This window comes from Falsiroseomonas ponticola (genome assembly GCF_016805305.1).
GTDB lineage: Bacteria > Pseudomonadota > Alphaproteobacteria > Acetobacterales > Acetobacteraceae > Falsiroseomonas > Falsiroseomonas ponticola.
Window position 1 is genome coordinate 106,232 of the sequence record NZ_JAERQN010000003.1, and the last position, 12,875, is coordinate 119,106.

8 protein-coding genes are annotated in these 12,875 nt (G+C 69.8%); 6 read left to right on the forward strand and 2 right to left on the reverse strand.

The genetic code is table 11. From position 1 onward, the window contains the following. The first annotated feature begins 12 nt into the window (after positions 1 to 12). The 4 genes from dnaG (at position 13) to JJI54_RS11040 (ending at position 7,327) form a co-directional block, all read left to right on the forward strand. Positions 13 to 1,878: a DNA primase gene (gene dnaG, locus JJI54_RS11025; RefSeq protein ID WP_203073040.1), complete on the forward strand. Its 1,866-nt coding sequence runs from the start codon at positions 13 to 15 to the stop codon at positions 1,876 to 1,878. 84 nt (positions 1,879 to 1,962) lie between these two features. Continuing rightward, positions 1,963 to 3,885, forward strand: a complete 1,923-nt coding sequence (gene rpoD, locus JJI54_RS11030; RefSeq protein ID WP_203073041.1) for an RNA polymerase sigma factor RpoD — start codon at positions 1,963 to 1,965, stop codon at positions 3,883 to 3,885. 1 nt (position 3,886) lies between these two features. Then, entirely contained in the window at positions 3,887 to 4,465 is a 579-nt protein-coding gene (locus tag JJI54_RS11035) for a GNAT family N-acetyltransferase (RefSeq protein WP_404817618.1), read from the forward strand. Between the two features lie 153 nt (positions 4,466 to 4,618). Further along, on the forward strand, positions 4,619 to 7,327 hold the full coding sequence (locus JJI54_RS11040) for a calcium-binding protein (RefSeq protein ID WP_203073042.1): 2,709 nt from the start codon (positions 4,619 to 4,621) through the stop codon (positions 7,325 to 7,327). Positions 7,328 to 7,387: 60 nt separating this feature from the next. Here JJI54_RS11040 and JJI54_RS11045 read toward each other — a convergent pair whose 3' ends face one another. Then, positions 7,388 to 9,520, reverse strand: a complete 2,133-nt coding sequence (locus tag JJI54_RS11045; protein ID WP_203073043.1) for a sodium-translocating pyrophosphatase — start codon at positions 9,518 to 9,520, stop codon at positions 7,388 to 7,390. 239 nt (positions 9,521 to 9,759) lie between these two features. Further along, positions 9,760 to 10,296, reverse strand: a complete 537-nt coding sequence (gene ppa, locus JJI54_RS11050; RefSeq protein ID WP_203073044.1) for an inorganic diphosphatase — start codon at positions 10,294 to 10,296, stop codon at positions 9,760 to 9,762. A 167-nt stretch (positions 10,297 to 10,463) separates the two neighbouring features. On the opposite strand from ppa, the gene JJI54_RS11055 reads away from it, so the two are divergent. Together JJI54_RS11055 and JJI54_RS11060 are read left to right on the forward strand one after the other, a co-directional pair. After that, on the forward strand, positions 10,464 to 11,666 hold the full coding sequence (locus JJI54_RS11055) for an E22 family MetX-like putative esterase (protein WP_203073045.1): 1,203 nt from the start codon (positions 10,464 to 10,466) through the stop codon (positions 11,664 to 11,666). Between the two features lie 163 nt (positions 11,667 to 11,829). Continuing rightward, positions 11,830 to 12,870 (forward strand): extracellular solute-binding protein, encoded by a 1,041-nt coding sequence (locus JJI54_RS11060; protein WP_203073046.1) that lies wholly within the window; start codon positions 11,830 to 11,832, stop codon positions 12,868 to 12,870. Positions 12,871 to 12,875 lie beyond the last annotated feature (5 nt).

Below are 12,875 nucleotides of genomic sequence, written 5' to 3' on the forward strand. Positions count from 1 at the left end.
TAAGGGGCCGGCATGGCGCTGCCCCCGCAATTCCTGGACGAGTTGCGCGCCCGCACCCCGCTGGCGCCGCTGATCCAGCGCAAGACCCGGCTGACCAAGTCAGGCCGGAACTGGAAGGGCTGCTGCCCCTTCCATGGGGAGAAGACCCCCTCCTTCTACGTCTATGACGACCATTTCCACTGCTTCGGCTGTGGCGCGCATGGGGATGCCATCACCTTCGTCATGAAGGCGGAGGGCCAGGGCTTCCCGGAAGCGGTGGAGCGCCTGGCGCAGGAAGCCGGGCTCGAGGTTCCGAAGCCCACGCCGGAAGCCGCGGCGCGGGAGCGTGCGGCGCGGGACCTCTACGGCGTGCTGGAAGCCGCCGCCCAGGCCTTCCAGCGCCGCCTGCGGCTGCCGGAGGGGGCGGAGGGCCTCGCCTATCTCCGCCGCCGGGGCCTGAGCGAGGAGACGATCGCGCGCTTCGGCCTCGGCTGGTCCGGCGGCGGCCGCGGCGCCATCGCCGCGGACCTGAAGACCGATGGCATCACCCCCGAACAACTGGCGGAAGCCGGGCTGATCCGCGAACGCGAAGGGGGGGAGGGTTATTCGGACCTTTACTTCAACCGTGTGATCTTCCCCATCCGGGACCGGCGTGGCCGCGTCGTCTCCTTCGGCGGGCGCATCCTGGGCGATGGCCAGCCGAAATACGTGAACGGGCCGGAGACCGCGGTCTTCTCCAAGCGCCGCAACCTCTACGGCGTGGACATGGCGCGGGAAGCCGCCTTCCGCGGCGCGGCGGTGGTGGCGGTGGAGGGCTACATGGACGTCATCGCGCTCCACCAGGCCGGCTTCGGCGGCGCCGTGGCGCCGCTCGGCACCGCGCTCACGCCCGAACAGATGGAGGAGCTGTGGCGCCTCAGCCCCGAACCCGTCCTCTGCTTCGATGGCGACGGCGCGGGCGCGCGGGCGGCGGCGCGGGCGGCGGAGGCAGCCCTGCCCCTGCTGGCCACCGAACGCAGCCTGCGCCTCGCCACCCTCCCGGCCGGGGAGGATCCGGACACCCTCGTCTCCCGCCGGGGCAATGCGGGCTTCCAGGCGGTGCTGGATGGCGCGAGGCCCCTGTCGGAGGCGCTCTATGGCCTGCTGACGGAAGGCCGCCCCGCCGCGACGCCGGAGCAGAAGGCCAGCCTGCGCAACCGCCTGGCGGAGGCCGCGAACCTCATCGCCGACAAGTCGCTGGCCGCCGAATACCGCCGCGCCCTGCTCGACCGCTTCTTCGAAAGCACCCGGCCGCAGAAGCCCGCCTTCGGCGGTGCCCCCGGGCGGCCCGGGGCGCGCAAGGTCGTGGCCCCGCGGCTGCGCCCCGCCATCACCCCCGGCCGCGTCCGGGTGGCCCAGGCCCGGGCCCTGATGGCCATCACGCTCCGCCATCCCTGGTTGCTGCCGGAGGTGGAGGAGGTCTTCGCCGGGCTCGACCTGGGCGACGCTCAGCTGGCGGATTGCCGCGCCTGCGCCCTCCGCTGGCTGGCGGGCGGCCATGAACTTGACTCCATCGGCCTGATGGACCAACTCGCCCGGGACGGGTGGGGGGAATTGGTATCGGCCTTGCTGCGGGATCCGGGCCTGCCGGCGGAAGCCGGCGCCGACGCCCAGCCGAAGGAAGCGCTGGACGCCTGGTGGCACTTCTTCGGGTTGCTGCGGGGCGAGGCGGAGCTGGAGGAAGACCGGATGGCGGCGAAGCGCGACTGGGACGCGGCGCACGATCCGGCGGCGCAGGCCCGGGCGCAGCAGCGCCTGATCCGGCTGACACTGACCCTGGCCGCGCTGCGCCGCGGCGAGTGGACGGAATCGGATGGGGCCGGGGCCGCGGGCGACGCGGCCATCGGCGGTGGGCATTGACGGTGAAGGTCTTAACGCGCTTCCGCGTGCCACGGGCAAGACCCCGCGGCCTGTCGTTGCGCCGTTGACGGAGCGGATGAAGGCATGGCGAGCAAGGTCGCAGGTGGCGCCGAAACGGCAGAAGGCCGTGACGAGGCGGTTGAGGGCGTGCTGCTCGATACCCTGACCGCCGCGGTCAAGAAGCTGGTCGCCCGCGGCAAGGAACGCGGCTACGTCACCTATGACGAGCTGAACGCCGCGCTGCCCTCCGAACAGGTTTCCTCCGAGATGATCGAGGACACCATGGCGATGCTGAGCGAGATCGGCATCAACGTGGTGGAGAGCGAGGAGAGCGAGGACGGCGAGGCTTCCGCCGACAAGCCCGTCGCCAAGGCCGATGACGACGAGAAGGACGATGAGGAAGGCGGCGGCAACGTCGATGAGGCCAATCTCGGCCGCACCGACGACCCGGTCCGCATGTACCTCCGGGAGATGGGCTCGGTCGAGCTGCTGTCGCGCGAGGGCGAGATCGCCATCGCCAAGCGGATCGAGGCCGGCCGCGACATGATGATCGGCGGGCTGTGCGAAAGCCCGCTGACCTTCAAGGCCATCGTCGCCTGGCATGACGCCGTCAACAATGGCCGCATGCTGCTGCGCGACGTCATCGACCTGGAAGCCACTGCCGGCGCCAATACCCCCGAAGGCACGCCGCCGCCGGAGGAGGAATACGAGGAAGGCGACGAGGCCGCGGAAGGCGTGGGCCTCTCCCTCTCCGCGCTCGAGGAAAAGCTGAAGCCGGAAGCGCTGAAGGCCTTCGAGGAGATCGAGGCCGCCTACAGCAAGCTCAACAAGCTCACCTCCAAGCGGATGGACGCCTATACCTCCGGCGGCGAGCAGTCCGCGCGCAGCGAGAAGACCTATGAGAAGCAGCGCCAGGAGCTGGTGGCGCTGGTGGAGAAGGTCCACCTCCACAACAACCGGATCGAGGAGCTGGTCGATCAGCTCAAGGGCCTGAACCGCCGCCAGACCATGCTGGAAGGCCAGGTCCTGCGCCTGGCGGAGGCGCAGAAGGTCAAGCGCGACGAGTTCATCGAGCAGTGGCGCGGCAGCGAACTCGATCCCGCCTGGTTCGACCGGATCTCCAAGCTGCCGGGCAAGGGCTGGAAGGCCTTCGTCGCGCGGTCCAAGGACGATGCGGAAGCGATCCGCGCGGAGATCGCCAAGGTGGCCGCCGATACCGGCCTGCCGGTGCCGGACTTCAAGCGCGTCTATGCCACCGTGTCGCGCGGCGAACGCGACATGACCCAGGCGAAGAAGGAGATGATCGAGGCCAACCTCCGCCTCGTCATCTCCATCGCCAAGAAATACACCAATCGCGGCCTGCAGTTCCTGGACCTGATCCAGGAAGGCAATATCGGCCTGATGAAGGCGGTCGATAAGTTCGAATACCGCCGCGGCTACAAGTTCTCGACCTATGCCACCTGGTGGATCCGCCAGGCCATCACGCGCTCCATCGCCGACCAGGCGCGGACCATCCGCATCCCGGTCCACATGATCGAGACCATCAACAAGCTGGTCCGCACCAGCCGCCAGATGCTGCACGAGATCGGCCGCGAACCGACGCCCGAGGAACTGGCCGAGAAGCTCGGCATGCCACTCGAGAAAGTCCGGAAGGTGCTGAAGATCGCGAAGGAGCCGATCAGCCTCGAGACGCCGATCGGCGACGAGGAGGACAGCCACCTCGGCGACTTCATCGAGGACAAGAACGCCATCATCCCGCTGGACGCCGCGATCCAGTCGAACCTGCGCGAAGCCACCACGCGGGTGCTGTCCAGCCTGACGCCGCGCGAGGAACGCGTGCTGCGCATGCGCTTCGGCATCGGCATGAACACCGACCACACGCTGGAAGAGGTCGGGCAGCAGTTCAACGTGACGCGCGAGCGCATCCGCCAGATCGAAGCCAAGGCGCTGCGCAAGCTCAAGCACCCGAGCCGCAGCCGCAAGCTGCGCAGCTTCCTGGACAATTGAGGTGGCGACCATCGCCGTGGCCCGTGAACCGGTCCAGCGTATCGCGGTGGATGTCACCTTCCTCCGCATGGACAGCCCGCCGGACGAAGCTGCCCCGGCCCTGCCGCGCGGCAGCGCCGTGCAGCGCGTGGCGCAATGCTCCGTGCCCTTCTACCGCTACCTCTACGACACGGTCGGGCGGGACTATGTCTGGTGGCTGCGCCGCACCATGCCGGACAGCGAGATCGCATCCCTGCTGGCGCGGCATGAGATCAGCATCCACGTCCTCTACCACGGCGGCGAACCGGCCGGGTTCTATGAGCTGGAGCGCCGCGGGGACCACGGCACCAACCTCGCCTATTTCGGGCTGATGCCGCACGCCATCGGCTTCGGCGCCGGCCGCGCCCTGCTGCGCCACGCGGTGGACGAGGCCTGGGGCGAGCATCCGCGCGCGCTGACGGTCAATACCTGCACCGCCGACCATCCCCGTGCGCTGCCCAACTACAAGGCCGCCGGCTTCCGCGTGGTCCGCACGGTGCGGGAGGTCTGGCCCGTGCCGCTGCGGCTGGGGCTGGCGATCCCGGAGCGGCTGAAGGTCTGACCGCGCGCCTTTCCCCGCTGGGAAGCCTGCGCGCCATGGCTGATTCTTTGCGGGACAAGACTACCAAAGGTTGTTAACCCTTTCCCGTCCCCGCAGCGCAGCTGCCGGGCGGGCTAGCCTGGACGTGCCCGTCCGATCGACGGAGCCCCATCCATGCGCGCTTTCACCCTGGCCCATGCCGATCTCGACATCGCCACCGTCAGCGGCACCAGCACCGCAAGGGGGCGGATCGACCAGATCGTCGATCTCATCCTGACCGACCGCGGCCTTCGCTTCGAGATCCCGCGGGAGGAGATCCTGGCCGGCGCCCAGGCCGCGAACGGGCTCAGCCTGATGATCACGGAAGGCATCAGGACCCTGCGCCTGGATGCGGACCGCGTCATCTCCGCCGCCGATGTCCTGGCCCTCAATGCCTGGTTCAAGGCCGATCCCGCGCGGGAAGCGCGCTTCGTCGAACTGCATGGCGACGACGACGCCGACACGGATGAGGAGACGGGCTTCCACCTCGTGCAGAATGACGGGGCCTGGACCTCGATGTTCGGCCGCAACCTGGTCAACACCGTCGCCGACGGCCTCTACCACATCGGCTTCGACATCGTGGCGACCGCCGATGGCGACCGCTTCGTGAACGAGGACGGGGACCAGAATCAGACCGTCGCCGATGTCGCGGCCTGGCTCGACTACTTCTTCGCCAATGTCGCCAGTACCGGCACCGGCCTCGACGACATCGTGGAGGTCATCGTGACCGACCGCGGGCTCGCCGGCGGGACCGCCGCGGACCAGATCATGGGCGGCGCGCGCGCGGCGAACCAGTTGAACCAGCTGGTGCTGGCCGCCCTCGATGCCGGCGGCGCCCGGGCCGATGGCCGCATCACCGCGGCGGAGGTCGCCGCCGCCAGCGCCTGGATCCGCGCGGACGAGGCGCGGCTCGCCCGCTTCATCGACCTGCATGGCGACGACGAGAACGGCACCGAGACCGGCTTCCACCTGGTGCAGAACGATGGCGCGAACAGCCGCTTCCTCGACGAGAACTTCGTCAACACCATCGCGGATGGCATCTACCACATCGGCTTCGAGATCGTGGACCAGCGCTTCCGCAACGAGGATGGCGACGCCAATGCCGATATCGGCGATGTCGCGACCTGGCTGAACTACCTCCTCTTCGGCCGGGCGCTTGTGGAGGGCAGCGATGCCGGCACCTGGCACCAGGGGGATGCCACCGCCGAGACCTTCCGCATGATGGGCGGCGATGACGGGCTGAAGGCCATGGGCGGCGCCGACACCATCGACATGGGCGCCGGCCGCGACTGGGCCGATGGCGGGGAGGGCGACGATTCCATCGATGGCGGCGCCGACAATGACGACCTCCATGGCGGCCTCGGCAAGGATGTCGTGGCCGGCGGCCTCGGCGATGACTGGGTGGAGGGCGACGAGGGCGACGACACGCTGCTGGGCGGCATCGGCAATGACCGGCTGGCGGGCGATGAGGGGAATGACAGCCTGGATGGCGGCACCGGCAACGACCAGCTCTGGGGCGCGCTCGGCAATGACCGCCTGCGCGGCGGCGCGGGCAACGACACGGTGAACGGGCAGGCGGAGAACGACACGCTGTTCGGCGAGACCGGCGACGATGCCCTGGCCGGCGGCAGCGGCCGCGACCGGCTCTATGGCGGAAGCGGCAATGACACGCTGGAGGGCGGCGACGATGCCGACCTGCTGCAGGCCGATGCGGGGAATGACCGCCTGGTCGGCGGCCGCGGCGCCGATACGCTCACCGCCGGCGACGGGAATGACGAGGTGGAAGGCGGCGCCGGCAATGACGTGATGGCCGGCGATGCCGGCGCGGATTCGCTGCGCGGCGTGGCGGGCGCGGATTCGCTGGTGGGCGGTGCCGGCAATGACTGGCTCAGTGGCGGCAACGACAACGACACGCTGCTGGGGGAGGGCGATGCCGATCGCCTGCTGGGCGGCGCCGGGGCGGACAGCCTGTCCGGCGGCACCGGCACCGACGCGCTGCGGGGGGAGGCAGGGGCCGACACGCTGTCGGGCGATGACGGCGCGGACAACATGGATGGCGGGGAGGATGGCGACCTGCTGCTGGGCGGCGCCGATGGCGATGGCATGTCGGGCGCCGCGGGCGCGGATACGCTGCGCGGCGGCACGGGGGCGGACCGCCTCTCCGGCAATGATGATTCGGATCTGCTGCTGGGCGGGCGGGACGACGATGCGCTGGATGGCGGCGCGGGCAATGATTCGCTGCTCGGCGGCTTCGGCGCGGATACGCTGCGCGGCGGCAGCGGCGCCGACCTCCTGCTCAGCCGGTCCGATGCCGGCGAACCCGCGCCCATCGGCGGCGGCGCGCGCGTGACCGTGCCGCTGCCCGATGCGACGGCGGATCGCCTGACCGGCGATGCCGGCGCCGACATCTTCCGCTTCGACCTGCTGACGGGCGCCAGCGATGCCGCCGCGGCCAGGCACCTGCTGCCGGATGGCCGCATCGACTGGGCGGCGGTGGCGGCGACGGAAAGCCTTGCTGCCCATGACCGCTGGCTGGAGGGGATCGGCGACGACGTCATCACCGATTTCAGCGCCAGCAGCGGCGATGCGATCGTGCTGCGCGGCCATGGCGTCGTGCTGGCCGGCATCACCTGGCGCGACGTGAATGGCGACCGCGTGGCGGAGAGCATCCTGCGCCTGACCGCCGGCGCGAATGGCGACGCGCTCGGCACCATCACGGTGTATGGGGAACGCGTCACGGCCGGCATGGTGACGGTGGACAGCACCGCCGTGATCGGTGCCTGGGCCCGCCCGGGCGAGGGGCCCGCGGTGTTCGAGGAAAGCCTTTCCGTCTTCGGCGTGTAGCACGCATGAAAAAGGCCGGCGGGGTTGCCCCGCCGGCCTTCCTCGTTGCGGCGCCTCGCCTCAGCTATGCGCCAGGATCGCCAGCAGCAGCAGCGCCACGATGTTGGTGATCTTGATCATCGGGTTCACCGCGGGGCCCGACGTATCCTTGTACGGGTCGCCGACGGTGTCGCCCGTCACGGCGGCCTTGTGGGCGTCGCTGCCCTTGCCGCCGAAATGGCCTTCCTCGATGTACTTCTTGGCGTTGTCCCAGGCGCCGCCGCCGGTCGTCATGCTGACGGCCACGAAGAAGCCCGTGACGATGACGCCGAGCAGCATGGCGCCGAGCGCGCTGAACGCCGCCGCCTTGCCGCCGATCAGCAGGATCACGACGAAGACGACGATCGGGCTCAGCACCGGCAGCAGGGATGGGATGATCATCTCCTTGATCGCGGCCTTGGTCAGCATGTCCACCGCGCGGCCGTAATCCGGCTTGTCCGCGCCCGTCATGATGCCCGGCTTCTCCCGGAACTGCCGCCGCACCTCCTCCACCACCGCGAAGGCGGCGCGGCCGACGGCCGTCATCGACATGCCGCCGAACAGGTAGGGCAGCAGGCCGCCGAACAGCAGCCCGACCACGACATAGGGGTCGGACAGGCTGAAGGTCATCGCCCCGATCCCCGCGAAGTAGGGGTAGGTGGCGGGGTTGGCGATGAAGTAGTTCAGGTCCTGCGTATAGGCCGCGAAGAGCACCAGCGCGCCGAGGCCCGCGGAGCCGATCGCATAGCCCTTGGTCACCGCCTTGGTGGTGTTGCCGACGGCGTCCAGCGCGTCCGTGGACACGCGCACTTCCTTCGGCAGCCCCGCCATTTCCGCGATGCCGCCGGCATTGTCCGTGACCGGGCCGAAGGCATCGAGGGCCACGACCATGCCGGCCAGCGCCAGCATCGTCGTCGTCGCGATGGCGATCCCGTAGAGCCCCGCCAGGCCATAGGCCGCCAGCACGCCCGCGATGATGATCAGCGCGGGCAGCGCCGTCGATTCCATCGAGACGGCGAGGCCGCGGATCACGTTGGTGCCGTGGCCGGTCTGGCTGGCTTCCGCGATGGACCGCACGGGCCGGAAATCCGTGCCCGTGTAGTATTCCGTCACGACGACGATCGCCGCCGTCACCGCCAGGCCCACGGCCCCGCAGAGGAACAGGCTGAAGGCGCCGAAGCTGTGGCCGCCCGCCGTCACCGTCCCGGTGCCGAAGGCGATGTAGCAGAGCGGCAGCAGCACGATCAGCGACAGCACGCCGGTGACGATGAAGCCCCGGTACATCGCGCCCATGATGTTGTTGCTGGGCGGCAGCTTCACGAAGTAGGTGCCGATGATGGAGGTCACGACGCAGACCGCGCCGATGGCCAGCGGGAAGACCATGCCCGCGATGCGCCCATCCGCGCCGAAGGAGATGGCGGCCAGCACCATGGTGGCGACCATCGTCACCGCATAGGTCTCGAACAGGTCCGCCGCCATGCCGGCGCAGTCGCCGACGTTGTCGCCCACATTGTCCGCGATGGTGGCGGGGTTGCGGGGGTCATCCTCCGGGATGCCCGCTTCCACCTTGCCCACCATGTCGCCACCGACATCGGCGCCCTTGGTGAAGATGCCGCCGCCGAGGCGGGCGAAGATGGAGATGAGGGAGGCGCCGAAGCCCAGCGCCACCAGCGCATCGATGACGACGCGGGAATTGGCGGCCAAGCCGCCGATCGGCACCAGGATCATGAAGTAGACCGCGACACCCAGCAGGGCGAGGCCCGCCACCAGCATGCCCGTGATGGCGCCCGACTTGAACGCGACATCGAGGCCGGAGGCGAGGGACTGCGTCGCCGCCTGCGCCGTGCGCACATTGGCGCGGACGGAGACGTTCATGCCGATGAAGCCCGCGGCCCCGGACAGCACGGCGCCGATCAGGAAGCCGATCGCCACCGCGAAGGCATGCCCGCCGAAGCCGAAGGCCACGAGGATGACGAAGAACAGCACCACGCCCACGATGCCGATGGTGGTGTATTGCCGCTTGAGGTAGGCGGATGCGCCTTCGCTGATCGCCGCCGCGATCTCCTGCATCCGTGCATTGCCGGCATCCCGGCCCAGGATATCCTTTGCCGTCACCACGCTGTAGGCGATGGCAAGCCCGCCCAGCGCGATGATCAGCAACAACGATAGCGTCATCAAGGCAGCCTCTCCCCCTCTGCTCCCAGGTTCCTGGGTTTGCTGAATGGCCTGGCCGGGGGCCGGGGCGGGGGCGCGGGCGCCCTTGCCTTAGGCCCGGTAGCCGGGCTGGGGAAAGCTTGCCGGGGGCGCAAGGCCCTGGCAACGCCACACGGTTGCCGCGCGACAGAAAAAGTCGCGCGGCCCGGTCACGGCGTCATGCTGGCGGGAAAAGCGCGCCCCGGGCGGGGCGGGCGGGGCTATTCCTTCGATTCGTCCTTGTAGGCGGCCATGGACTTCAGGATGATCTCCGCCGCCTCGCTGGCGGGGCCCCAGCCGCGCACCTTCACCCACTTGTCGGACTCCAGGTCCTTGTAGGTGGCGAAGAAGTGCTCGATCGTCGCCCGCGTGATCTGCGGCAGTTCCTCCGCGCTGGTGATGCCCGAATACATCGGGTGCACCTTGTCATGCGGCACGCAGACCAGCTTCTCGTCCGACCCGGCCTCGTCCTCCATGTGCAGCACGCCGATCGGGCGGGCGCGGATGACGCAGCCCGGCACCACGGGGGCGGGGGTCAGCACCAGGGCATCCGCGGGGTCGCCGTCATCGGCCAGCGTCCCGGGGATGAAGCCATAGGCGGCAGGATAGGCCATGGGCGTGAAGAGGAAGCGGTCCACCACCACCGCGCCGCTGTCCTTGTCCAGCTCGTACTTCACCTGGCTGCCCTGGGGGATCTCCACCACCACATTGACGTCGTGCGGCGGGGCCTTGCCGGTCGGGATCTTGGCCAGGTTCATGGGGCTTGGACCTCTGGAAACAGGGGGCGGGAAGCGGTTGGTGGCGGCGTTGTAGCGCAAGCCCTTCCGGGGCGGTAGCGCACCCTCGCCCCCGCGGCGGTCGGCACTTGCGCCATGCGCCGGCCCGGGATCACCATGCCCGCAACCCTTGGGGAGGGACCCGTCCGATGAACCGCCGCCTGCTGCTTGCCGCCGCCCTGGCATTCGGGGCCTGTGCCCAGGCCCCCGCCATGGCCCAGGCGCCTGCCTCGAGCCCCGGGGCCACGGAGATCGTGGAGAAGAAGGTCTTCGAGACCACGGGCTACGTCACGCGGGGCGGCGCCACCATCCCCACCATCCGCATCGGCTACCAGACCGCGGGCACGCTGAATGCCGCCGGCGACAATGCCGTCATCGTCACGCATTTCTTCTCCGGCAACAGCCACGCCTTCGGCCGCTACGCCGAAGGCCAGCCGGCGGGCTACTGGGACGCCATCATCGGCCCGGGCAAGGCGATCGACACCAACCGCTACTTCGTTATCTCCTCCGACACGCTGGTGAACCTCAATGTGCGCGATGGCCGCACGGTCACCACCGGCCCCGTCTCCATGAACCCCGCCACCGGCCGCCCCTGGGCGCTCGACTTCCCCGTCATCGCCATGCGCGACTTCATCGAGGTGCAGAAGCGCCTGCTGGACAGCCTGGGCGTCCGGCGCCTGGCGCTGGTGACCGGCGCCTCCATGGGCGCGCTGCAGGCCATCGAATGGGCGGCCGCCTATCCGGAGATGATCGACCGCGTGATGCCCGTGATCGGCAGTTCCGAATTCGATCCCTGGGCCATCGCCTGGCTCGACATCTGGGAAAGCCCGATCCGGCTCGACCCCAACTTCAACAATGGCGACTACTACGCCCAGGGGCGCGAACCGCCGACGCGCGGCCTGGCGGAGGCGCTGAAGATCGTCACCGTGCAGGCGCAGGACCGCCCCGCCATGGCCCGCTTCGGCCGCCGCGCCGCGGAAGGCCAGGACCCGCTGCGCCGCATCGGCGACCGGTTCGAGGTGGAGCGCTTCCTGGACGAGGCCGCGCTGGCCCGCGCCCGTGTCTCCGACGCCAACCACTTCCTCTACCTGACGCGCGCGAACCAGCTCTTCCTGCATGAATACGAGAACAGCGAGGCCGCACTCCGCCGCAGCCAGGCGCGCTGGTTCGTCGTCGCCAGCCCGACCGACCGCGTCTTCATGCTGGACTACAACACGGAGATGGTGGCCCTGCTCCGCCGCCTCGGCCGCCCGGTCGATTTCGCGGAGGTGACGGGCCCGCTTGGCCACCTCAACGGCGTGGTCGGCATGGCGCCGATCGCCGATCGCATCCGGGCCTTCCTGGCGAACTGATTTTCCGCCCCGTGGCCGCGGGCGGCCGATTCCTTCCGTCCGGCGGAAGGACGGAGCCGCGGCGGCGGGGTTTCTTCCATCCAGCGGCCGCCCGGGCTTATCCCTTGGCAGCCGGCACGCTTCGGGGCGATGCTCCCGGCACTCACCTGCCGGGAGTCCCCTCATGCGCATCCTCGCCTACGCCGCCGCGGCCCTCCTCGCCGCCAGCCCCGCCCTGGCGCAGGGCGGGGGGCGCGTCACGCTCCAGGCCTATGCCGGCATCTTCAAGGACAACTATACCCAGACGGTGATCGCCCCCTTCACCGCGCGCAGCGGCACGGCGGTGCAGTATTTCGAGGGTGGTACCAGCGCGCAGATGCTCGGCACGCTGCGCGCCCAGCGCGCCGATCCGCAGATCGACGTCGTCATCATGGATGTCACCACCGCCGCCATCGCCTGCGCGGAAGGCCTGGTGGAGCGCATCGATGCAACCACCCTGCCGGTCATCGCGGAGCTCGATGACCAGGCACGCAGTTCCGGCGGCGCCTGCGGCCCGGCCGTCACCTATGACCACCTCGTCATGGTCTACGACACCCGCGCGGTCACGCCGGCGCCGACGCGCTGGGCGGCGATGTGGGACCCCGCGCATCGCGGCCGCATCGCGCTGTCCGCGCCGCCCAATATCCAGGGCCTGGCGATGACGGCGATCCTGGCGCATGCCCATGGCGGGTCCTGGCAGAACCTGAACGCCGCCATGCCGCGGCTGCGGGAGATTGCGCCCGCGGTGCAGACCTTCGATCCGAACCCCGATGGCTACACGCTGATCCTGAACGACCAGGTCCGCTTCGCCACCGGCTGGAATGCCCGCGCCCAGCTCTACCGCGACCAGTCCCAGGGCCGCATCGGCGTGGTGCTGCCGGAGGAAGGGACGGTGTTCCAGATCAACACGATCAACATCGTCGCCAACAGCAAGAACCGCGCCCAGGCGCTGGCCCTCGCCGCCCATGCCCTGTCCGCCGATGCGCAGAAGGCCTTCACGGAGCGCATGTTCTACGGCCCGACCAACACGCGCGCGCAGGTGTCGCCGGAGGCGATGGCCCGCACCGCGCTGGCGCCGGAATTCCGCAGCCGCGTCATCCCGCTCGACTGGAACGAGATGGTGCGGCTCCGCGATGGCTGGAACCAGCGCTGGCGGCGCGAGGTGATCTCGGCGTCCGGCCGCTGAAGCCG